This window comes from Polaribacter sp. (genome assembly GCF_036480315.1).
Classification (GTDB): domain Bacteria; phylum Bacteroidota; class Bacteroidia; order Flavobacteriales; family Flavobacteriaceae; genus Polaribacter.
Genome location: NZ_JAZGGG010000064.1, coordinates 37,344 through 60,887, shown reverse-complemented (window position 1 = coordinate 60,887; position 23,544 = coordinate 37,344). Strand labels below are relative to the sequence as shown.

Annotated in this window: 23 protein-coding genes; 18 read left to right on the top strand and 5 right to left on the bottom strand. The window is 26.4% G+C overall.

What is annotated here, in order from left to right:
• Window positions 1–23 precede the first annotated feature (23 nt).
• A complete protein-coding gene (locus V3V28_RS13645) occupies window positions 24–425 on the top strand; it encodes a helix-turn-helix domain-containing protein (protein WP_331365568.1) in 402 nt (133 codons plus the stop codon).
• Between the two features lie 125 nt (window positions 426–550).
• On the opposite strand, the gene V3V28_RS13640 is transcribed toward V3V28_RS13645, so the two are convergent.
• Together V3V28_RS13640 and V3V28_RS13635 are read right to left on the bottom strand one after the other, a co-directional pair.
• On the bottom strand, window positions 551–2,998 hold the full coding sequence (locus tag V3V28_RS13640; RefSeq protein ID WP_331365567.1) for a TonB-dependent receptor: 2,448 nt from the start codon (window positions 2,996–2,998) through the stop codon (window positions 551–553).
• Window positions 2,999–3,004: 6 nt separating this feature from the next.
• The gene (locus V3V28_RS13635; RefSeq protein WP_331365566.1) at window positions 3,005–4,708 is read right to left on the bottom strand and encodes a M23 family metallopeptidase; all 1,704 of its coding nucleotides are present in this window, start codon (window positions 4,706–4,708) and stop codon (window positions 3,005–3,007) included.
• 147 nt (window positions 4,709–4,855) lie between these two features.
• Between V3V28_RS13635 and V3V28_RS13630 the strand changes: the two genes are divergently transcribed.
• The 3 genes from V3V28_RS13630 to rny all read left to right on the top strand — a co-directional run bounded on the left by V3V28_RS13630 (window position 4,856) and on the right by rny (window position 7,236).
• Window positions 4,856–5,137: a hypothetical protein gene (locus V3V28_RS13630; RefSeq protein ID WP_331365565.1), complete on the top strand. Its 282-nt coding sequence runs from the start codon at window positions 4,856–4,858 to the stop codon at window positions 5,135–5,137.
• 13 nt (window positions 5,138–5,150) lie between these two features.
• Window positions 5,151–5,441 carry a cell division protein ZapA gene (locus tag V3V28_RS13625; protein ID WP_331365564.1) on the top strand — a complete coding sequence of 97 codons (291 nt, stop codon included), beginning with the start codon at window positions 5,151–5,153 and terminating at the stop codon, window positions 5,439–5,441.
• Window positions 5,442–5,670: 229 nt separating this feature from the next.
• Window positions 5,671–7,236, top strand: coding sequence for a ribonuclease Y (gene rny, locus V3V28_RS13620; protein ID WP_331365563.1), 1,566 nt, complete (start codon window positions 5,671–5,673; stop codon window positions 7,234–7,236).
• Window positions 7,237–7,451: 215 nt separating this feature from the next.
• Here rny and xerD read toward each other — a convergent pair whose 3' ends face one another.
• Window positions 7,452–8,348, bottom strand: a complete 897-nt coding sequence (gene xerD / locus V3V28_RS13615) for a site-specific tyrosine recombinase XerD (RefSeq protein ID WP_331365562.1) — start codon at window positions 8,346–8,348, stop codon at window positions 7,452–7,454.
• A 42-nt stretch (window positions 8,349–8,390) separates the two neighbouring features.
• Between xerD and aroQ the strand changes: the two genes are divergently transcribed.
• The gene (aroQ, locus tag V3V28_RS13610) at window positions 8,391–8,804 is read left to right on the top strand and encodes a type II 3-dehydroquinate dehydratase (protein ID WP_331365561.1); all 414 of its coding nucleotides are present in this window, start codon (window positions 8,391–8,393) and stop codon (window positions 8,802–8,804) included.
• A 24-nt stretch (window positions 8,805–8,828) separates the two neighbouring features.
• Here the strand turns inward: aroQ and V3V28_RS13605 are convergent, their stop codons facing one another.
• Window positions 8,829–9,299 carry a GNAT family N-acetyltransferase gene (locus V3V28_RS13605; RefSeq protein ID WP_331365560.1) on the bottom strand — a complete coding sequence of 157 codons (471 nt, stop codon included), beginning with the start codon at window positions 9,297–9,299 and terminating at the stop codon, window positions 8,829–8,831.
• Between the two features lie 109 nt (window positions 9,300–9,408).
• A complete protein-coding gene (gene ftcD, locus V3V28_RS13600) occupies window positions 9,409–11,091 on the bottom strand; it encodes a glutamate formimidoyltransferase (RefSeq protein ID WP_331365559.1) in 1,683 nt (560 codons plus the stop codon).
• Window positions 11,092–11,197: 106 nt separating this feature from the next.
• On the opposite strand from ftcD, the gene V3V28_RS13595 reads away from it, so the two are divergent.
• Genes V3V28_RS13595 through V3V28_RS13535 form a run of 13 tightly spaced genes read left to right on the top strand, consistent with a single transcriptional unit; the run spans window position 11,198 to window position 23,538 of the window.
• On the top strand, window positions 11,198–12,061 hold the full coding sequence (locus V3V28_RS13595) for an ABC transporter permease (RefSeq protein WP_331365558.1): 864 nt from the start codon (window positions 11,198–11,200) through the stop codon (window positions 12,059–12,061).
• Window positions 12,062–12,064: 3 nt separating this feature from the next.
• A complete protein-coding gene (locus V3V28_RS13590) occupies window positions 12,065–13,342 on the top strand; it encodes an ABC transporter ATP-binding protein (protein ID WP_331365557.1) in 1,278 nt (425 codons plus the stop codon).
• A 2-nt stretch (window positions 13,343–13,344) separates the two neighbouring features.
• A complete protein-coding gene (locus tag V3V28_RS13585; RefSeq protein ID WP_331365556.1) occupies window positions 13,345–14,295 on the top strand; it encodes a glycosyltransferase family 10 domain-containing protein in 951 nt (316 codons plus the stop codon).
• Between the two features lie 33 nt (window positions 14,296–14,328).
• Window positions 14,329–15,078 (top strand): class I SAM-dependent methyltransferase, encoded by a 750-nt coding sequence (locus tag V3V28_RS13580; protein WP_331365555.1) that lies wholly within the window; start codon window positions 14,329–14,331, stop codon window positions 15,076–15,078.
• Window positions 15,075–15,938: an alpha-1,2-fucosyltransferase gene (locus tag V3V28_RS13575; RefSeq protein WP_331365554.1), complete on the top strand. Its 864-nt coding sequence runs from the start codon at window positions 15,075–15,077 to the stop codon at window positions 15,936–15,938. Before V3V28_RS13580 ends, V3V28_RS13575 begins: the two co-directional genes overlap by 4 nt.
• Window positions 15,923–16,972: a glycosyltransferase family 2 protein gene (locus V3V28_RS13570; protein ID WP_331365553.1), complete on the top strand. Its 1,050-nt coding sequence runs from the start codon at window positions 15,923–15,925 to the stop codon at window positions 16,970–16,972. The genes V3V28_RS13575 and V3V28_RS13570 overlap by 16 nt, the downstream gene beginning before the upstream one ends.
• Window positions 16,969–17,721: a glycosyltransferase gene (locus tag V3V28_RS13565; RefSeq protein WP_331365552.1), complete on the top strand. Its 753-nt coding sequence runs from the start codon at window positions 16,969–16,971 to the stop codon at window positions 17,719–17,721. Before V3V28_RS13570 ends, V3V28_RS13565 begins: the two co-directional genes overlap by 4 nt.
• A complete protein-coding gene (locus V3V28_RS13560) occupies window positions 17,718–18,956 on the top strand; it encodes a glycosyltransferase (protein WP_331365551.1) in 1,239 nt (412 codons plus the stop codon). The genes V3V28_RS13565 and V3V28_RS13560 overlap by 4 nt, the downstream gene beginning before the upstream one ends.
• Complete coding sequence (locus V3V28_RS13555; RefSeq protein ID WP_331365550.1) at window positions 18,949–19,911, top strand: hypothetical protein; 963 nt, start codon at window positions 18,949–18,951, stop codon at window positions 19,909–19,911. Before V3V28_RS13560 ends, V3V28_RS13555 begins: the two co-directional genes overlap by 8 nt.
• 16 nt (window positions 19,912–19,927) lie before the next feature.
• A complete protein-coding gene (locus tag V3V28_RS13550; protein ID WP_331365549.1) occupies window positions 19,928–20,653 on the top strand; it encodes an FkbM family methyltransferase in 726 nt (241 codons plus the stop codon).
• A 20-nt stretch (window positions 20,654–20,673) separates the two neighbouring features.
• Window positions 20,674–21,447, top strand: coding sequence for a glycosyltransferase family 2 protein (locus tag V3V28_RS13545; protein WP_331365548.1), 774 nt, complete (start codon window positions 20,674–20,676; stop codon window positions 21,445–21,447).
• Between the two features lie 14 nt (window positions 21,448–21,461).
• Window positions 21,462–22,616: a glycosyltransferase family 4 protein gene (locus V3V28_RS13540; RefSeq protein ID WP_331365547.1), complete on the top strand. Its 1,155-nt coding sequence runs from the start codon at window positions 21,462–21,464 to the stop codon at window positions 22,614–22,616.
• Window positions 22,609–23,538, top strand: coding sequence for a glycosyltransferase family 2 protein (locus V3V28_RS13535; RefSeq protein WP_331365546.1), 930 nt, complete (start codon window positions 22,609–22,611; stop codon window positions 23,536–23,538). The genes V3V28_RS13540 and V3V28_RS13535 overlap by 8 nt, the downstream gene beginning before the upstream one ends.
• The last annotated feature ends 6 nt before the right edge of the window (window positions 23,539–23,544 follow it).

Here is a 23,544-nt window from a genome sequence, read left to right as displayed (position 1 = left end):
AAAGCTTAAAAAAAATAATTAGAATGGGGGTTATTAAATTATTTGACAAGACACAATTTAAAATTGTACCAGGAAATAATAAAACAAAGAGTGAAAGGAAATTACCAATTAGTTTTATAAAAGATTTTCTTTTTTTCTTTGATATTTTACCTGCTGACTTACCTAAATTAATTTCTTTTTCTAAAGAGTTAGAAAAAAACAGAGAATTTGTTATTACCAATAAGGAAAAGTTTAACTCATTAACTGAAAAAGAAAGTGAAGTTTTTACTTTAGTGATAAAAGGTAAATCATCTAATGAAATTGCTGATACACTTTTTATTGAGACTTCGACAGTATCAACTCATAGAAAACATATAAAACAAAAACTAAATTTAAATTCAATTTTTGATTGGTATAACTATGCCAAAGCTTTTGAATTGATCTAAATAAAATTATTGCACGAGAACCAATTTTAGTATGTAAAATTAATTAGAAAACTTCTTTCTACTAATTATGAGAACCTCGAATAGTCTACAAATACATAAAGAGTTTATAGTTTGAATAAATATTATTATAACTTCATTCTTACTTTAAAGTTTAAAACTCTACCTGTCATAAAATTTGGAATACCGAATTGAGTTTTAGAATATACATCTCTAACCCAAGTATTGGTAATTGCGTTTTGAATATCGAACATATTAAAAAGTTCTAGCCCAGCAGTTAATTCTTTAAAATTTGATAAAAAACCAGTTTTATACAATTTATTAGTATCTGTGAAAACATAAGAAATACCTAAATCTGCACGTTTATAATCTCTTAAACGTTGTTGAAACTGATACACGTCTGCGTATGCAGGTGCACCACCAGGAACTCCTGTATTATACACCAAGTTTAAATACGCTTTTAGATTAGGTAAGTTTGGTACATAATCTTGGAAAAGAATTCCAAATTTTATACGCTGATCAGATGGCCTTGCAATATTACCTCTGTGATCTATGTTTTCTTCTGTTTTTAAATAACCCAAACTCACCCAACTTTCACTACCTGGAACAAATTCACCATTTAATCTTAAATCAATTCCATGAGCATAAGCCGTAGTTATATTATCCGCTCTGTATCTAATTCTTACATTATCTATTGAATATGCATTTACATTTGTTAAATCTTTGTAGTACATTTCTGAAGTTAGCTTAAAAGGTCTTCCCCACATATTAAAACTGTAATCCATACCAGCAACTAAATGAATAGATTTTTGAGCTTTTACATTCTCATTAATGTTACCATTATAATCTCTTAATTCTCTATAAGAAGGTGGTTGAGAATACCAGCCTCCAGAAACTCTAAACAACATATCTTCTTGCCAATTTGGTTTTATTGCAAATTGTGCTCTTGGACTAATAATAGTTTGATTTTTAGAAGTAACTTCATTTGCTTTTACTGTCCAATTTTGTGCTCTAACACCAACGTTGTACCAAATTTCGTTATCATTCCAAAACATTCGTTCATTAAATTGAGCAAAAACAGATAAACGATTAATAATAACATCATTATCTGCTCTTATGTTTTGAAAAGGAGTTATTTCACCTTCAAAAGGTTGATAAGGCTGGTTGTTTCCGATATGATTTGGCGGACGAATAGAAAAACCAAGAGAATCTATTACTTCCCATTCTCTAATTCTATCTTTAATGTCTTCTTTTTGATATTTAATTCCGAATGATAACTCTTGTCTTTCTTTTTTATATATCCCTTTAAGTTGAAAATTTGTTATTAATGCATCTAAATCATTACGAGCATGATTTAATTGAGAACCAATTCCTTGAGAAAATTCTACATCACCAAAATTCTCTGACCCCACATTTGCATCAACTTCACCTAAATTATAAGATGCAGCAATATCAAAATGTTCTTCTTCCTGTGTGTTATATCTAGATGTTGTTCCTATAAATGACAGCGATTCATTTGCTTTATAATCAACAGATAATGCACCAAACGTTGTTAAATATTTATCTTGTTCTTGACCGCTGTAAAAAACAATTAACTCTAAAGGATTTGCAACTGTACCAAAACGAGTTCTTCTAGAAATAGGAGTGTAGTTGTAGTTGTTTAAAGAAAAGTTACCTAAAAAGTTTAGTGTTAAATCACTTGAGAATTCATAAGATAAAAATGTTTGAAAATCTGTAAACCTTGGTTTAAAGTTTGTTTCTACTTGTTTACTATTTACAAATAAACTGTTATCTCTGTATCTTAACCCAGTAATTGTACTTAACTTTTTATTTAAAAGTTGATTTTCAAAAGTAATACTTCCTCCCAATAAACTTGCATCTATTGTGGTTGCAATTTCTTTTGGTTTTCTATAAGTTATATCTAAAACAGATGATAATTTATCACCGTATTTAGCCTGAAATCCTCCTGCAGAAAAGTTAATATTTTGAACCATATTAGAATTAATAAAACTCAATCCTTCTTGTTGGCCTGACCTAATTAAAAAAGGTCTGTAAACTTCTATTCCGTTTATATAAACAAGATTCTCATCAAAGTTTCCACCTCTAACATTGTATTGTGTACTTAACTCATTGTTATTATTTACGCCAGGTAAAGTCATTAAAGTGTTTTCTACACCTGCATTTGGGCCAACAGTATTTTTAACAATATTAATGTCAATTTTTTTTATTCCTTCGGCATTTTTTTTATTATTTTTTACTACAACTTCTTCAATTTGTTCTGTTTTGGAAATCAAAATAGGAGAGAAGCTAATTCCATTTCTACTTTTAGCTATTAATTTCTTTGTAAATGTTTTGTAAGAAATGTGGGTAAAAATTATGGTTACTTCTTCTTTAAAAGGAATTCGTATTTTATAATTACCGTTTTTATCAGTAGTTGTTCCAGTATTTTTATACTTAATAGAAACGTTTTCTATGGATTTTTTATTCTTGCCTTTTACTGTCCCTTTTAGGATTGTGGTCTTTTGAGCAGAAACTAAAAGAGGTAAGAAGAATATAAAAAATAATAATTTTTTCACGTAAGTTTAGTTTACTTGTTTTTTATAGAACGTTGCAGAAAGATCTTTGGTATTTCCAACATTATCCGAGACTACAATTTTAAAGATATGTTTGCTACCAACCAATTTTTTATCATTAAAATTATAGGTTAATATTTTTTTCTTGTGATTATACTGCATTAATATCCATTTACCATCTATAGTGGCTCGCCAATTTTTAATTCCAGAACCAATATCAGATATTTTTACTTTTATTGTTTTTAAGCTAGAAATCCATTGTTTATCTTTAAAATACAATAATTTTATTTTCGGTTTAATATTGTCACTTAATAACGTGTAATTTCCTAAAGTTTTTGATGTGGTATAAAATGTACTATCTTTTTTTCTTGTAAATTGATATCTAGGATATTTTACATATTCCAAATTAGCAATATATAATTGTTGTTTTTCCGCTTCAGAGTATTTAGAAACATTAAAAGTAAGTGTAAATCTTTTATCAAGTGGAATTGTTGGTGTATGAATTTTTGCAATACCTTTATTTACTTCAAAATCTAAATTAACATTTTTGTAAAATGTGTTTTTTGGAAAGGCTATTGTTACATTTTTTTTAGTAAATTTTTGAAATTCTTTAGCAATAATTTGGTATTCTGTTGAATCTATTTGTTCTTTAAAAATGGCATTGCTTTCTTTTCCTGCAATAGGTATTTTAACAGAACTAACATTACCTTTAAAATCTTTTGCTATAATTTTAACGATATAATTAAATCCTTTTTTAATGTTGATTTTACCGTTATTAATCAAGTTTTTATACATAGACAACTTATCTGCAGTTTCTTTAAATGTTTTCTGATAACGTCTCTTATACTTTTTATAATATTCGTAATCTATATGTAGATTGATAAATTTACTTTCAGAAAAAGTAAAAGTTTCAACATCTATATAATAGAAACGTTTTTCATTAACTAACATTTCTAAACTGTAAATTCCGTTTTTATTTGTTGCTTTATCTAGCCTATCAAAAACGCTAACTCCAAAACCAATAGTCCCACTTGCAGAAATTCTATCTGCACTATATTTTCCTTTAGCAATATTTTTAATAGGAATTGAAAAACTTTTGTTTTGTTGATTAATCCTGGCATCAGAATTTAATGAATATGCTTTAACACCTTGTATTGTTGGCGATTTAGAATCGTCTACCTTTAATCCGAATAAAAGCGGATTAATAATACTTTCTGTTTTAGTATTTCTTATTTCATAGTGTAAATGCGGTCCGCCAGAACCACCAGTATCACCAGTATATGCAAAAATTGCTCCTTTTTTAAGAGGGAATTTATCCTCTTTAAAATATAAGTTTCCTGTTTGGTAATCTTCTTTTTTATATTGAATAGATTTTACATATTTTTCTATTTCATCAGAAAACTTACTTAAATGTCCATAAACAGAAGTAAATCCATTTTGGTGTGTTACATAGATAGCTTTTCCGTAACCAAATTGTTGCACTTTTATTCTAGAAACATAACCATCTGCAACAGCAAAAACTTTTAAACCTTGTTTTCCCTGTGTTTTTATGTCTAAACCTGCATGAAAATGATTGCTTCTTAATTCGCCAAAAGTACCCGATAGCACAATTGGTATCTCTAAAGGGCTTCTAAAATAGTCTTTTGGATATTTTTTTTGAGAAAAGTTAGATAATGTTGCTAATAGCAACATTGATAGAATGTATTTTTTCAAGATGCAATAATTTTTATGTAAAAATAGTGAAAATCATTCTTCTTATAATGATTTAATAATCAATGTTTTATTAAAAAAGCAATTAAATGTTGTAAAGTTTAAAACAGAGTGCTAACTTTGTAGGTATAGTTTTATTTTAAAAGTTATATGAGCAAAACATTAGAAGCAATTCATTTACTGCAAGATAAGTTAGAAAGCTTATTTTCTAATTATGAATTTTTAAAGAATGAAAATGAAATTTTGCTTCAAAATAATACGCAATTACAACATCAACTTTTAGAAAACAAACAATTAATAGAAAGTCAAAAAAAAGAATACGATTTACTAAAAATTGCAAAAACTATAGACGGCAGTAGTACAGATACAAAACTAAAAATAAATGCATTAATTAGAGAAATAGATAAATGCATCATTCAGTTACAAGAATAAAGTTCTTTAAATTGTGGATAAACTAAAAATTAATATTGTTATAGCTGGTAGAACTTACCCTTTAAGTGTAAATAACACAAAAGAAGAAGAGGGTATGCGTAAAGCGGCAAATGCTATTAATAAATTAATTTCTATGTATGAGCAAAATTATGCGGTTAGCGATAAACAAGATGTTTTAGCTATGTGCGCATTACAATTTGCATCTAAAATGGAAATAGCATCCCTAGAAAAAGACTCTACAAATACTGAAGCAATAGAAAAATTGAAGGAGTTAACTACTTTAGTTGATTCACATTTAAAATAAGTTCATTAAAATACATTAACAACACACTGCCTACGTTAGTAAATTGTTTATTAAACTCAACACGATTCAATTATGAAGGATGAGTCTTAATTGTAAAAGCAAGCCATAGTTATCAAATTTATTTTGTGGCAAGTGGATTCTTGATCAGTTAGTTAGTCCTATAAGTACCCATAATGGAGTTTAAAAAACCAAACTGATGTAGGCTTTTTTTATATACTAAATTTAAATTATGGAAGGAATGATACTGCCAATTTTGGCAGCAATTATAGGAATAGTTATTGGGTTTTTAATAGCAAAGGCTATGGAGAAATCTAAAGGTAAAAAATTACTAAATGTTACTAGAAAAGAAGCAAATTCTATTCTAAAAGAAGCCAAAATTGATGCAGATTCAATTAAAAAAGAAAAAATACTACAGGCAAAAGAAAAATTTATTGAATTAAAGTCTGAACATGAAAAAGTAATTTTTTCTAGAGAGAAAAAGATTTCTGATGTTGAAAAGCGAATTAGAGATAGAGAATCTCAAGTTGCTTCTGAAGTTGATAAAAACAAACGTCTTAATAAATCTGTAGAACAAAAAGAAAATGATTTTAATAAAAAATTAGACTTTGTAGAAAAGAAAGAAGGTGAACTTGAAGTAATGCACAAACGTCATGTAGATATGCTTGAGCAAATCTCTGGTTTGTCTGCAGATGAAGCAAAAGTAGAATTGGTAACTTCATTAAAGGATGAAGCAAAAACTGAAGCAATGGCTTTTGTACAAACTTCAATTGAAGAGGCTAAATTAACTGCCGAACAAGAAGCAAGAAAAATAGTTTTAGGTACTATACAAAGAGTAGGTGTAGAACAAGCTGTAGAAAATTGTGTATCTGTTTTTAATTTAGAATCAGATGATGTTAAAGGGAGAATTATTGGTAGAGAAGGCCGTAATATTAGAGCAATAGAAGCTGCAACTGGAGTAGAAATTATTGTTGATGATACACCAGATGCAATTATTCTTTCTTGTTTTGATCCAATTAGAAGAGAAATTGCACGTTTATCTTTACACAAATTAGTTACTGATGGAAGAATTCACCCAGCAAGAATTGAAGAGGTTGTAAAGAAAACAGAAAAACAAATTACACAAGAAATTATAGAAGTTGGTAAAAGAACTGTAATTGATTTAGGAATTCATGGTTTACATCCAGAGTTAGTAAAAGCAGTTGGTAGAATGAAATACAGATCTTCTTACGGACAAAATTTATTACAACACTCGCGTGAAGTTTCTAATCTTTGTGGAATTATGGCAGCAGAAATGGGCTTAAATTCTAAAGTTGCAAAACGTGCAGGATTATTACATGATATTGGTAAAGTACCAAATGAGGAAAGTGAACTTCCTCATGCACTTTTAGGAATGCAATGGGCAGAAAAATACGGAGAGAAACCAGACGTTTGTAACGCAATTGGAGCTCACCATGATGAAATAGAAATGAAGAGTTTAATCTCGCCTATTGTTCAAGTTTGTGATGCTATTTCTGGTGCAAGACCAGGCGCAAGGCGTCAGGTTTTAGATTCTTATATTCAGCGTTTAAAAGATTTAGAAGAAATTGCTTTTGGTTTTACTGGTGTACAAAAAGCCTATGCAATTCAAGCAGGGCGTGAATTACGTGTTATGGTAGAAAGTGCTAAAGTTAATGATACCAAAGCAGCAGAATTGTCTTTTAGTATTTCCCAAAAAATACAAAATGATATGACATATCCTGGTCAAGTTAAAGTAACAGTTATTAGAGAAACTAGAGCGGTTAATGTGGCTAAATAAATAGTAGTTCCTCTTTTTAAGAGAGCAAAAACTTATATAAATAAAAATTCCTACTCTATTAAGGTAGGAATTTTTTTATTTTCATTTTTGAAGCTATTTCTTGCTTTTCACTATACCTTTTTATGCTGAAAAAAAATCAACATAAAAAGGATGTCGCTACAATCAAGGTTAAACTTGTTTGCTAACAAACTACTTTATAAAAGCACTATTTCTTTTTATTTTCTTGGATGAAAAGTTTCTACAACTTCTTTTAAGTAACTTTTATCCACATGAACATAAACTTCTGTTGTAGTGATACTTTCGTGACCTAACATTTGTTGTATTGCTCTTAAGTCTGCACCATTTTTTAATAAATGAGTCGCAAAAGAATGTCTTAATGTATGCGGACTTATTTTCTTATTCAAGTCAATTTTTAAAGCTAAACCTTTTAGAATTATAAATATCATTTGACGTGTAAGCCCTTTTCCTCTTCTGTTTAAAAACAGCGTATCTTCAAAATTCTTTTTAGGTTTAATATGGCTTCGGACATCTTTAATGTAAATTGAAATATATTTTTGAGCATTGTATTGTATGGGCACATAACGTTGTTTATCACCTTTACCAGTTACTCTTATAAAGCCTTCTTCAAAAAATAAATCAGAAATATTTAAAAAAATTAACTCACTAACACGTAAACCACAACTGTACATGGTTTCTAAAATAGTTCTGTTTCTTTCTCCTTGAGGATGACTTAAATCAATTGCTGAAATTAAATGATCAATCTCATCTTCGGATAAAGTGTCTGGTAACTTTCTTCCAATTTTAGGAGCTTCAATTAAGTCTGTTGGATTACTTTCTCTGTAATTTTCAAAAATTAAATAATCGAAAAAACTACGCAAACCAGAAATTATTCTTGCTTGACTTCTTGGGTTTACTTCTTTTGCAATTTCATATACAAATTGTTGAATGATGTTATCATCAATAGAAATAGGAGTAACGATTATTTCATTTTTAGTTAAAAAGTTTTCTAGCTTTTTTAAGTCTCTAGAATAACTGTCTATTGTATTTTTAGATAAACCTCTTTCAATTTTTAAAAAAAGGTGATAATCTTTAATTGCGTTTTGCCAATTCATTTGCTAAAAATAAAGTTTATATTTACAACTTTAAAGAAAATTATGAAACTAATTATCATAAACGGACCAAATCTAAATTTACTAGGAAAAAGAGAACCAGAAATTTACGGTTCTGCTACTTTTGAAGATTACTTTAAAGAACTTCAATTAAAATTTAAAACTGTAGAATTGTCTTATTTTCAATCGAATGTTGAAGGAGAAATTATAGATAAATTACATGAAGTTGGTTTTAATTATGAAGGTGTTATTTTAAATGCAGCCGCTTATACGCATACTTCTGTTGGTATTGGTGATGCTGTAAAAGGTATTGAAACACCTGTTGTAGAAATTCATATTTCTAACATTCATGCCCGAGAAGATTTTAGACATAAAAGCTATATTGCTGCAAATGCTAAAGGTGTTTTATTTGGTTTTGGACTAAAAGGTTATGATTTAGCAATTAATAGTTTTCTATAAAAATAAAACTATTTCAGAACTTTCTTAAATCAATTCAAGTAACATCTTTATATCAGATCGCTCATAATGAGATTCTTTTTCCAATTCTATCTCTTTGAAGCCTACTTTTTTATATAATGTTATTGCGGGTACTAATGTTCTGTGAGAATATAATGTAATGTTTTTCCAATTTTTTTCTTTGGCGAATTCTATACAATGATCCATTAGTTTCAATCCGATTTTTAATCCTCTATATTTTGTAGAAACTGCCATTTTACTTAATTCAAAAAAGGTGTTTTGGTTGATTAAAGCGACAGTACCTACAATTTCATCTTTAAATTTTGCAAAGAATATAAAGCCACCAGTATTTAAAATAAATTCTTTTGGGTTGCTTAAAATCTTTTCATCGTAAGGTTCTACATAAAAATACTTTTTTAACCATTCTACATTTAACTTATAAAAACCTTCTGCGAATTGAGGTTGATATGCTATAATTTCTAGGTTTTCTATTTCCATAATAAATATATTGCGTTAGGGATTGAAACGACATCCTTTTGTTTTTTTAAACAAAAGATATAGTGAAAAGCCCGACTGCGTTTTTCAACGCAGTAACGCTCAAATTTAATTAAATATTTTCATTAATAATTTTCATCATTTCGTTTTCTAAAACTATTGTTTTTTGATAAATAGCCTCTGCTTTTTCAATAATTTCTTCAGCAAATTCTCTATTTTTAATGTCTTTAGCATTGATACGTACATTAAAATAAGCGCCAGTAACTGCTGTTTTTGCACAAAGAATTCCAACACCTGCATCAGAAAGAGAGCTTTTTAATCCTATTTTCATCATTTTTAGAGATACTTCTATAGAATTAGCAGCAACTTCCATTACTTTATAAGGAATTTCAGTGGCATAAATTGTAGCATCTTCAATGGCTTGTTTTCTTACTTCAATTTCTTCAGAGTTTGTTTTAGGCATTCTATAACCATCTATAATTTTATTAAAAGCATTGGTGTCTTCATCAACTAAAAATAACAATTCATTTTTATATTTTTGTCCTTTTTCTGCCCATTTAGAAAAGGTTTCCCATTGAGAATCCCAACCTGCTTTATGCGAAGAAATGTTAGCAACCATAGTTCCTAAAGAAACACCTAAAGCACCAACATAAGCAGAAATACTTCCACCTCCAGGAGCCATAGATTCAGAAGCTGTTTCTTCTGCAAAGCCACTAACTGTAAAATCTATTAGTTTTTTATCTGCATCAGAATTCATTACATATTCTATAATTCTTTCTTGTGGATTAAACGGTTTTAAATCGTCTAATCCTAAAGACTTTATAGCTATTTTTATTTTTTCAGCATCACTAATACCTAATGAACGCTGTTGTTTTTTTAGATAAAAATCTGCACAATCTAACATTGCTTGTAATGGTACTAAACCAACTAGTTCGGAACCTGTTACACGCAAACCTCTTTCTGTTGCAGATTTGTCTGTTTCATAAAAAGCTTCATGCATTGAAGTTATGGAAATGTTTGTTAAATTATATGAAATTTGTGCAACTCCGTATTCTTCAATAAACCAACCAATTCCTTTTACGGCTTTTAATTTACCAGGAATTCTTTCTGGTTCACCGTTTTTATCTAATACTTTTTTTCTATCTACTAATTTTGCTCTTCCGTTTTCTCGAATATCAAAAGCAATGGCATTTGCTCTACGAGTAGAAGTAGAGTTTAAGTTTACATTGTATGCAATTAAAAAATCGCGGGCAGAAATAGCTGTAACTCCAGATGAGCTTACTTGTTTGTTATATTCTGCTGGTCCAAAATCTGGTTTCCATTTGGGTTTAGATAATTTTTCTTTTAAGCCTTCATATTCACCTGAACGAATTGTTGCTAAATTTTTTCTATCTTCTGATGTTGCAGCGTTTTCATAGAAATAACCAGAAATACCTAATTCTTCTCCAACTCGTTTTCCCAATTTATGTGCATATTTAGCAGTTTCTTCCATAGAAATATTTGCAATTGGCACAAGTGGACAAACATCTGTAGCTCCAAATCTTGGGTGTTCGCCGGTTTGTTTGCTCATGTCAATGAGTTCAGAGGCTTTTTGTATTAGTAAAAATGCCGCTTTTACAACCTGTTCTGGCTCTCCAACAAATGTAATTACAGTTCTGTTTGTAGCTTTACCTGGATCTACATCTAAAAGCTTTATGCCTTCTATTGTTTTTACTACATTTGCAATGGTATTTATTTTATCAATATCTCTTCCCTCACTAATATTTGGTACACATTCTATAAGTTGCTTATTCATTTTAATATATTTTACTCAAATATAAAGAAATCAAAAATTAAATAATGAATGAAATGTTAAAAATTGATTAAATAATTTATATTTGTATTTAACCTTATTAATAGAAATGCAGAAAGAAAAGTGGCTTTTCGAAATATCTCCTAAAAAGAGTTTATTTACTTTAAATTTAAAAGAAGTTTGGCAATATAGAGATTTATTGATGCTTTTTGTAAAAAGAGATATAGTAACTAAATATAAACAAACTGTTTTAGGGCCTATATGGTATTTAATACAACCTCTATTTACTTCGGTAATATTTACCTTAATATTTAACAATATTGCATCTATACCAACAAACGGAGTCCCTCCTTTTTTATTCAACTTAGCAGGTATAACTTCATGGAATTATTTTAAAGATTGTTTAACGCAAACTTCGGATACTTTTAAAAATAATGAAGGCATTTTTGGAAAAGTTTATTTTCCAAGAGTTATAATGCCATTATCTAATATAGTGTCTAATTTGTTGAAATTTGGAATTCAATTACTAATATTTACTGCGTTTTATATTTATTTTTATTTAAACGGATTTTCAGTATCATTTTCTTTAAATGCGTTATACTTACCTATTTTAATTTTTTCAATGGGTTTTTTAAGCCTTGGATTAGGAATGATAGTTTCTTCTATGGTTACTAAATATAGAGATTTAACTTATTTATTAAGTTTTGGAGTGTCTTTACTTATGTACATTTCTGCTGTAATGTATCCCGTTGAAGTTGCTGTAGAAAAAATGAAAAATTATCCTTTTGCAATTAAATTGATTGAATATAACCCAATGACAATTGTAATTGAGAATTTTAGAAATATAGTTTTTAATACGAATAACATAGATTTATTTGATATTATCTATATGTCAACCATATCGTTTATTGTTTTTATAATAGGATTGGTAGTTTTTAATAAAACGGAAAAAACCTTTATTGATACAATTTAATATATGATAACAGATACTATTTTAAAAGTTGAAAATTTGTCTAAACAGTATCGTTTAGGAACAGTTGGAACAGGTACTATTGGTCATGATCTAAATCGATTTTTTGCTAAAATTAGAGGTAAAGAAGACCCTTATCTTAAAATAGGAGAAAGTAACGATAGAACATCTAAAGGTAATTCAGATTATGTTTGGGCATTAAAAGATATTGATTTTGAAGTGAAAAAAGGCGAAGTTTTAGGAATAATTGGTAAAAATGGAGCAGGGAAATCTACACTATTAAAAATTCTTTCTAAAGTAACTGGTCCAACAACTGGTTCTATTAAGTATAACGGTAGAATAGCTTCTCTTTTAGAAGTTGGTACTGGTTTTCATCCAGAAATGACTGGTAGAGAAAATGTGTTTTTAAACGGAGCAATTTTAGGAATGACAACCAAAGAAATTGATGATAAACTTGATGAAATAATTTCTTTTTCTGGTTGTGAACGTTATATAGACACTCCTGTAAAAAGATACTCTAGTGGTATGACGGTACGACTGGCATTTGCAGTTGCAGCTCATTTAGAACCAGATATCTTAATTGTAGATGAAGTTTTAGCTGTTGGTGATGCAGAATTTCAAAAGAAAGCAATTGGTAAAATGCAAGACATTTCTAATTCGGATGGAAGAACAGTTTTATTTGTAAGCCATAATATGTCTGCAATTAAAAACTTGTGCTCTAGAGTAGTTGTTTTAGAAAATGGAACTGTAAAGTTTGATGGCGAAACAGATAAAGCATTAGAATCTTATTTAGCAAGAGATATCGAAACTAATCATTCAGTTTTCTTTAAAAAAGATGATAAAAAAGAAAAAATGGTTGAATTTGTTTCTGTAAACTTAAAAAATCAAAACTTAAAAATAACTAAAGATTTCTCAATAGGTGACACCTTAAATATAGAATTTGTTGTAAGAAATAATTCTGATGAAATTAAAATAGAATCAAGTGTTCAAATAAAATCTAATGAAGACGTGCCTATATTTCACATAATGGGTAGAGATTCGAACTATGAATTTAGTTTAGATAAAAAAGAAGAATCATTTGTAGTCTCAATTGAAGATATTAGATTGTTTCCTGGTATATATACTATAAATTTAACTTGTATAGGTTTATCTGGTTTACAGATTTTTGATAATATAGACGATGCCATTTCTTTTGAAATTATTGATGGAGGAAAATATACAACTAGATATTTACCAAAAGCAGCAGGACAGTTTTTTTTAAACCCTAGTTGGAAAAAGTTATAGTGATGAAAATTGTTAAACTAACATTTAATTATGATTGGCCAATTTTTAGACAAACTCCAAATTTTTCTGGAATTTGGGGAGATTATAAATTTATTATTGATGATAATTTAATAGAATGTGATTTTTGGATTATTTATGGAGATTACAATTTAAAAGCAGATGAAGTTTTATGTAATAAAAAAAATATTATTTTTATATCTGGTGAAGGTTATGATACAAGCCCCAAGTACTCAAAACATTTCTTAAATCAATTTGGTCTTATTATTACTTCACAAGAAGAAATCAAACTTAATAATGTTTTAAAAACTCATAATGCCAACCCTTGGTTTATAAATAAAACCTATGATGAGTTAAAAGAAATAGAACCTTTAGAAAAAACGAAATTAATCTCAATAGTTTCGTCCAATAAAGTAGTTACTGAAGGTCATAAAAAGAGAGTGATGTTTGTTAATGAATTAAAAAAACATTTTGGAGATACGTTAGATGTTTTTGGAAGAGGAATTAAAGACTTTGATGATAAATGGAATGTTGTAGCTCCCTATAAATATTCTATTGCTATTGAAAATGATTTTTGTAATGATTATGTTACAGAAAAATATTTCGATTGCCTATATAGTAATACGTTACAATTCTATTACGGTTGTCCAAACCTAGAAAAATATGTAGATAGTAAAACTTTTGTAAGAATTAATATTAACAATATTAAAGAAGCTATTTCAATTATTGAAAAAACTATTAAAAATGATGAATATGAAAAAAAGAAAAACATTATTAATATAGAGAAAATTAAAAGCTTAGATAGAGATCAATTTTTTCCGTTTATGACAACTATTTTAAGTAAAATGAATAATGATTTGTCTAAAGATAAAATAACTTTAATAAATGATGTTTTTTTTGAACCAAAAAGCTTAAAAACTAGAATTTCTAATAAATTAAAACGATTTATTAAATAATGCACATTGGTTTTAATTAAAAAAAATAAAAAAGTGAAAATAAAAAAAATAATTAAAAAATTTTTTTTCAAACAAAGAAAGGCATCAACAAAAGTTGGTACTTTAAATGAAAAAACAAGAGTTGATTGGATAGAGTCTACTTTAAAAAAAATACCCGAAAATAGTAGAATTCTTGATGCAGGAGCAGGAGAACAACAATTTAAGCAATTTTGTAAGCATTTAAAATATGTTTCCCAAGATTTTGCAGCATATAATCCGAGCAAACTTAAATCAGGCTTACAAGTAGATAAATGGGATTATGGAGAGCTAGACATCATTTCAGATATAGCCAATATACCTCAAGAAGATAGCTCGTTTGATGCTATTATGTGTACAGAAGTTTTTGAACATATTATAAACCCTAGAGAAGCATTAAAGGAATTTAAAAGATTACTAAAAAAAAATGGTTATTTAATAATTACAGCGCCATTTTGTAGTTTAACTCATTTTGCTCCTTACCATTATTATACAGGTTTTAGTAAATATTTTTATGAATTAGAGTTAGAGAAAAATGATTTTACTATTATAGATGTAAAAGCGAATGGTAATTATTTTGAGTATTTAGCACAAGAAGTAAAAAGAATAGAACACGTTTCTAAAAATTATACTCAAGTTAACTTATCAAAAGATGATAAAGCAAATATTTATAATTTAGAAGTTTTATTGGAGAAATTATCTAAAAACGACACTAATTCTTCAGAACTATTATGCTTTGGTTACCATATTTTAGCAAGAAAAAAATGATAATTATAAATATTAATGGAGGTCTAGGCAATCAAATGTTTCAAGTAGCATTTGGTAGCATAATTGCCAAAAAAAATAATTGTAAATTAACTTTTGAAAAAAGTTTTTTTGAAATAAATGAAAATGACCAAAATTGTGCTTTTAGGTTTTTTGGTTTAGATATATTTAAGATTGAAGAAAATTTACCTTCTCAAAAAAAACTACTCAATAAGGCTCTAAAGAAGTTTCTTCCAAAAAAAAATATTTATAGAGAACCTTCTTTTGATTTTAATGCAGCTGCTTTAAGTTTAAGAAAACCAGTAAGTTTGTTTGGTTATTTTCATAGCTATAAATATTTATTAGGTTATGAAGATTTTATTAAATCTATTTTTACTTTTCCAAAAGAAAAAATAGGTTTACAAAACGAAAATATCTTAAGAGAAATAATAACAAATAACTCTATTTCAATTCATATAAGAAGAGGAGATTATGTAAGTAATTCTGACACTAACAATACACATGGTACTTGTTCTTTAGATTATTTTTATGATGCAATTAAAGAATTGACAAAAGGTGTTTCAAAAAATTTTAAATTATATTTTTTTTCTGATGATATTAAATGGGTAAAAGAAAAATTTGATCATATTAATTTTAATAAAAAGTACATAAGCAATAATACAGGTAAAGATAGTTGGATAGATATGTTTTTAATGAGTAACTGTAAACATAATATTATCGCTAACAGTTCTTTTAGCTTCTGGGGAGCTTGGTTAAATTCTAATGTAAACAAAAAAGTTATTGCTCCTAAAAAATGGTTTTTAGATGAAAATTTAGAAGCACAATCTAAAAATTTAATTCCACCACAATGGATCAGAATTTAAAAATTCCATTAGTATCCGTTTTAATGCCAGTATATAATTCTGAAGATTATGTTGCTGAAGCAATCGAAAGTATTTTAGGTCAAACTTACAGTAATTTTGAGTTTTTAATAGTTAATGATTCTTCAACAGATAATTCATTAGAAATAATTTCATCTTACAAAGATTCTAGAATTAGAGTTTTAAATATGAAGCAAAATTCTGGAATTTCTAAAACGCTTAATTTTGGTATTGGTGAAGCAAAAGGAAAATATATTGCAAGAATGGATTCTGATGATAAAAGTTTTCCAGAGCGTATAAAAAAGCAGGTAGAATTTTTAGAAAATAATAAAAATTACATTTTATGTGGTTCTAATTATAAAATATTGAATTCAACTTACGAAGTAGTTTTACCAGAAAATCATTCTTTAATTAAAACCACGTTATTAAGTAACTGTTGTATTGCTCACCCAACTGTTATGTGTAAAACAGAAGCAATCAAAAAAAATAATCTACATTATTCTAAAGAAAGCGAACCTGCAGAAGATTATCATTTATGGTCATTCTTAATTAGTAAAGGAAAGTTTTATAATTTACAAGAAAACTTATTAGAGTATAGAGTTCATGAAAAACAAATTTCTCAAAGTAAGAAGGCTAAACAAGATAAAATGTCTTTTTCAGTAAAAATTAATTACATTAAATCATTTTACAAAGATATTTCAAATGATGAAATTAATATATTAGAAAGATTATTACTTTTAAATAATAAAATGAAGTCAAAAGATATTAAAATATTTAGTGATTACATTTTAAAAATGAAAAAGATTAATGTTGAAACTAGTTTTTTTAATGAAATGGGCTTTAAAAACTATACATTTAAATTAGAGAATGCTTTTTTAAAAAACTACTTTTCTAAATATGAGAGATATTCATGTTTAGACTTTTTAAATTATTTAAAAATTTCAAGAAAGCATAAGTTAAATTTTAGTTATAAAAATGCCACTAATTTGTTTTTTAAATCATTGTTTTTTTATAAAATAAAAACACGTTCTCTATGATACCAAAAATAATACATTATTGTTGGTTTGGGAGTAATGAGAAGTCGGAAACATTAAAAAAATGTATTTTATCTTGGAAAAAGTATTGCTCGGATTATAAAATTATAGAATGGAATGAAATCAACAGTTTAAAGTTTTCTAACTCATTTTATAAAAATGCTTTAAGAAAAAAAAAATATGCATTTGTTGCAGATTATGTTAGAACAAAAGCGTTGTACGAATTCGGCGGAATTTATTTAGATACAGATATGCTACTTTTAAAGCCAATAGATAAACTTTTAAGCAATAGTTTTTTTTCAGGCTATGAAGTGGAAGGAAGAGTTGCTTACGGCTTATATGGTGGAACAAAACAACATAGATTTTTTTATGAAATGTTAAGTTTTTATAAAAAAACAGCGTTTGATGAGTTCAATCCTCCAATAATAACTCACACATTTAAACATTTAATAAATTCATCTAGTTTAAAACACAATGAAATATTATTAAGTCCAGAATATTTTTACCCATTAACTTTTCAAAATAAAGAAAAAGATTATAAATTATTTATAACCAAAGAAACCTATGCCGTTCATTTATGGGATCATTCTTGGAAGTTAGAAACTAAAAAAGGGTATTCTTTTATTTTTAATCAATTTAAGATTGTTTTTTTAGACTTTATTATGTTTGGTTATTCTATTAAATATTTAAAAAAATATCTAATAGAGTTTATGTTAAATTTGTACAGAATGGTTAAATATAAGAGCTTTTGAAAATATTACATATTACATATTCACATAAAGGAGGTGCAGGTATTGCTGCAAAAAGATTACATACTGCATTACAACAGAATGGAGTTTCTTCAGCGTATTTATCAACTAATTTAACTATAAATTTTAATGAAGAAGTTGTAATAGATAATTTCTTTGAATACAAAAAACCAAGTATATTAAAAAAAATAAAATTAAAAATTTTAAGTTTCACTTCTTTTTCTATAAGGAATAATCTTTCTAAAAAAATAAATAGATTTAAAAAAGAAGGAGATTTTGAAATTATTTCTTCACCGTTTAGTAGTTACAAATTACAAAATCATCATTTATACAAAGAAGCAGACATTATTAATTTACATTGGGTTTCTGGTATTATAGATTACCCATCCTTTTTTAAAGCATGTAAAAAACCAATTGTTTGGACTTTTCATGACATGAATCCTTTTTTAGGAATGTTTCATTATCAAAACGATTTTAACAAAGCATCTTCAGAATTAAATAAGTTTAATAAAGAAATACAAGAATTACAAAAGAAACATATTAATTATATTGAAATTGGAGCCATTGTTTCTCCATCTAATTGGTTATTACAAGAAGCATTAAATAGTAGCTTTTTTCCAAAATTAATTAATAAAAACATTGTAAACTCAATAGATTTAGAAACATTTACAATTAAATGTAAAGTACAATTAAGAAAAGAATATTCCATTTCAGATAATGAGTTTGTTATTTTATTTGTAGCTGAAGACGTAAATAATTATAGAAAAGGATTTGATTTACTTTTAGAATCTTTAAATTATTTAGAATCTATAAATTATACTATTTTAACAATAGGGTTAGATAACCCAGAAGTTTATAAAGATATTAAAGTAATTTCTTTAGGTAGAATTTCTGATGTAAAAAAAATAGTAGATATTTACAATTTAGCAGATGTTTTTATTTTACCTAGTAGAGAAGATAATTTACCAAATGTAATTTTAGAATCTTTTGCAACCGGTTTACCAATAATAAGTTTTAATATTGGTGGTATTAAAGAGCATGTTTTATCAAATAAAACAGGTGCTATATCTAATGAACTTACAGGTTTATCTTTGTCAAAACAGATAATAGAATTTTATAATTCTAAAGATAATTTTGATAGCCAATTAATTAGAAAATATGCTGAAGAAAATTTCAGTTTTTTTAATCAATACAGAGATTATTTAAATCTATACAAAGAACTATTAAAAAATGATTGAAATAATATTAAAAATCTTCAGAAAAATTTATATTAAAGTTTTCGGTAAAAAGGAAAGAGGTTTTTTTAATAAAAATAAACCAGATTACAACGGTGAAGAAGCTTCAGAGCTAATTTATAACTTATTAAAATCAGAAGAACCCTGTATGATTTCTAGGTTAGGGAATACAGAGTTTAAGTGTGTTTATCAATATAAGGTTAAGAATGATAGTTTATTTAAAAAATACAGAAAATTTGTTATTGGTGATATAGACGCATTAGATTATTCAATTGCAATGAAGAAAGAAATTCAGAATAATGCAGGTTTCTTCCCAGCAAATAATAAAACATTGAATAAGTTTTCTGAACTAATAATTTCAGAAATGAAAAATATAGATATTTTAGGTTCTTGGTTAGAAGTAGAAAATAAATTCAAAACAGAACTTTACAAAGCTAAAAAAATTGGGTTAGAGGACTTAAATGCTTATAATCATAAAAAACCTTGGAGTAGAGTTTTAAAAGGAAAAAATGTTTTGGTAATACATCCTTTTAATATAAGCATTGAATCTCAATATCAAAAAAGAGAATTATTATTTAAGAATAAGGATATTCTTCCAGAATTTAACTTAATAACTTATAAGCCTGTTGTTTCTATAGCAGGAAATCATACTAACCTAGATTACGAGAATTGGTTTGATGCATTAAATAGTATGAAAAAAGATATTTCTAATATTGATTTTGATATTGCTATTCTAGGCTGTGGCGCATACGGTTTGCCGTTGGCAAGTTACATTAAAGAAATTGGTAAAAAAGCAGTTCACATTGGCGGTTCTACTCAAATGTTATTTGGTGTTTTAGGTAAACGATGGGAAAAAGAATATGATTTAACCCATCTAATAAACGATAGTTGGGTGAGACCGTTAGGAGAAGAAATTCCTGAAAATTTCAATAAAATTGAAAATGGTTGTTACTGGTAAAAAATAAAATAAAACAATGTTAAATAAAACAAAAAGATCTTCTTTCAAAACTGCACTTAAGTTTAAAGCACATAATTTTTTTAAAAAATTTGTAAAAATTAAATATAAAGAAACTTATTCTCAATTAGGAGAAGATATTGCTATTACGCATTTACTAGAAAAACATTTAAATCTTCAAAACGGTTTTTATATAGATGTAGGTTGCAATCATCCAATACATTGTTCAAATACTTTTTTATTATATAGAAAAGGATGGAGCGGTATTACAATAGATCTTAATAAAGAGTTAATATCTTTGCATAAAATGGAAAGAAAAGGAGATGTACAGGTAAATACTGCTATATCAGATAAAAATGAATCTGTGAAAGTTTACGAATTTCAAGATAATTCAATTAGTACTATAAATAGTGATTTCTTTAATGAGATGAAAACTCATAAAAAAGTAATTTCAGATTCAAAATTGATAAATACTTTAACATTAAATGAAATTGTTTTAGAGCATAATGTTACTAAAATAGATCTTTTATGTATTGATGTTGAAGGACATGATTTAAAGGTGTTAAAATCACTAGATTTAACAAAATATAGGCCAAAATTGATTGTTGTTGAAATGTTAGACAGTTTTAGTTTTAATAATTTAAATGAGAGCGAAATTTGTACGTATTTAAAAACATATAACTATAAATTAATTGGTTATTTAATTGCAAATGGATATTTTATAGATGATGCCATTAATGAATAAATTGAAAATATATAATAAGAATGCAACAACTTTTATCAATAATTACTATAAATTTTAATGATGTTTTAGGTTTAGAAAAAACGGTAAATTCTGTTGAAAATCAAACCTATACTAATTTTGAATATATTATAATTGATGGCGGTTCTAAAGATGGTAGTTGTGAATATTTAAATAAGAAAAAACAACTTTTTTCTTATTTAATAAGTGAAAAAGATAGTGGTATTTATAATGCTATGAATAAAGGTATTAAAGTAGCTAAAGGAGAATATTTATTGTTTTTAAATAGTGGCGATATTCTAAATGGTGTAAACGCTTTGCAAGATTTTATAGATAATTCTAATTTTTCTGGAGATATAATTTATGGAGATTATAAGTTTTTAGATGGAGGTAAAAAATATCCAGATGTTTTAACACCTTTACACTTTTTTAAATCTTCATTACCACACCAAAGTTCTTTCATAAAAAGGGATTTATTTTCTAAATTTGGGCTTTATGATGAAAGGTTTAAAATTGTTTCAGATAAGTCATTTTATATTAAATGTTTTTTGAGTGAGAAAGTAGTATTTAAGCATATCAATCAAAAATTGGCAATAATAGATTTACATGGCATTAGTAATAATATAGCGTTTAAGAAAAATGTTCAGATAGAAAATAGCATAATTTTAAAAGAACACTTTGGTGTTTTTTACCTAGATTATAAAAATATGTTAGAATTAAAATCTGAATATAAAAATTTAAAAAATAAAAATTTAATAAAGCTTCTAAAACGAGTTAAAAACAAATTATTTTCATAATTAATATATAAGTATTGAAGTCTAAAGTTTTAATTTTAAGTCCTATTGGGGATGTTGGAGGTAGAGAATTAGAAGTTGGTTTTATAGCTTCTATTTTATCAGAAAAATATAATGTAAATGTTATTTCAACAGGTAACTATACGCAAAATTCACAAGTAAAAACATTTAAAGGTTTTTCTGTTACAAGCTTAAAATATCTAATTTTTGACAATAATTTGTTGGTTAGGTTTTTAATTAAATTTATTTCTCTATTTTTAAAAAACATATCTTTTGATGCTTCTAGTTTAAGTTCACCATTATTAAAAAAAGTTTTAAAGGTACAAAAGAGGAAGTCTATAATATTAAACAATGAGATTCTAAAAACAGACATAGTATTTATTTGTGCTCAATTATCATCTAATTACATCGAAGAAATTATTTTAATTGCAAAAAAGAATAAGAAAACAATAATATTTAGAACTACAGGTAATATTTCAAAAAATCTAGAACCTACTTATTTGAAATATGTAGACTTATTTATTCATCACTCTTTAAAAAACGCAAAAAAACTAAATAAGAATTATAATTTTAAAGTTATTGATCAATGTGCTTTTAATGAAGAAAATTTTTTAAAAATACCAGATTTAAATACAAAAGTTAATAATTTTATGACCGTTTCTAGAATCGAAAAAAATAAAAATATAGATATTGTAATAAATGCATTTATAAAAAGTGCAGATATAAATGATAAATTATATGTTGTAGGTAATGGCCCAGATTTAGAGAAAACTATTATAGAAACTAAAGACAAAAGAATTATTTTTACAGGTTTTATTCATAATAATGAATTACAAGAAATTTATAAAATTTGCCAATGTTTTATTATTTCTTACTATAAATTAGAGGCTGGCCCTTTAACAGGAATTGAAGCTATGGCTGCAGGTAAAATAATTATTTCTTCTAAAACAGGAGCAATGACAGAAAGAATTATTGGAGAACATGTTTTTTGGCATAATAATACGATAGATGTATTGTCAGAAAAAATTAATAAAGTAAAAATGTTAAATGTTAATGAAGTTACAGAAATATCAAAAATTAATAGAGACAGATATATTTCTGAATATTCAAAAGAAAAAATTAGACAAAAATATTTAGATGCTGTTTCATTATTAAATTATAAAGATGAATAAACCTCTTGTATCCATAATTATACCTATCTATAACAGGGCTTTGTTAATTATAGAAACTTTAATTTCTATAAAAGAACAAACTTACCAAAATTGGGAATGTATTTTAGTTGATGATGGTTCTACAGACAATTCTATAACAGTAATTGAAAAATTTATTTTAAATGATAACCGATTTAAGATTGTTTTAAGACCCCAAAACAGAAAAAAAGGAGCAAATGCTTGTAGAAATTTAGGATTTGAAGTTTCTAAAGGAGAATTTATTCAATGGTTTGATAGTGATGATGTTATGAGCTTGAATAAAATTGAAGAAAAAGTAAAAGCTCTAAAGGAGTTTAAAAATGTAGACTATCTAGTTTGTGAAGGAATTGAATTTAACAATACTATCTCTAATACTTTTAATAAATGGGACACTATTTTTTCTGATAATCCACTTCTAGATCATATAACAGGTCGTGTAAATTTTCATACTAATGGACCACTATTTAGAAGAAGTTTTTTAGAAAATATAAAATTGTTTAATGAAGATTTATTAAGAAAACAAGAATGGGAGTTTTATACACGTCTTTTATTTAAATCTACTAATTATTACACGCTTCATAAAACATTGTATTATTTTAGAATTCATGAATCTAGTATTAATGGAAAAGATTCTTCTAAAACACTAAAATCTAGAATAATTGCAAATAATCTAGTGTTTGGAATGTTGAAAAAAGAAAAAAAACTTTTAAGCGAAAATTATTTTTTAAGAAAACATTTTTTATATAAATATTCATATAATATAAATTTAGTATTATCAACTAAAACTTACATAAATTTTTTTTACATTGTAAAAGGAATTTTAAAGGTTATAAATTTAAAAGTACTTTCAGATCTTTTTGGTACTTATAAAAAAAAAGTAAATAATTCATTAAAATCAAATTAAGCAAAA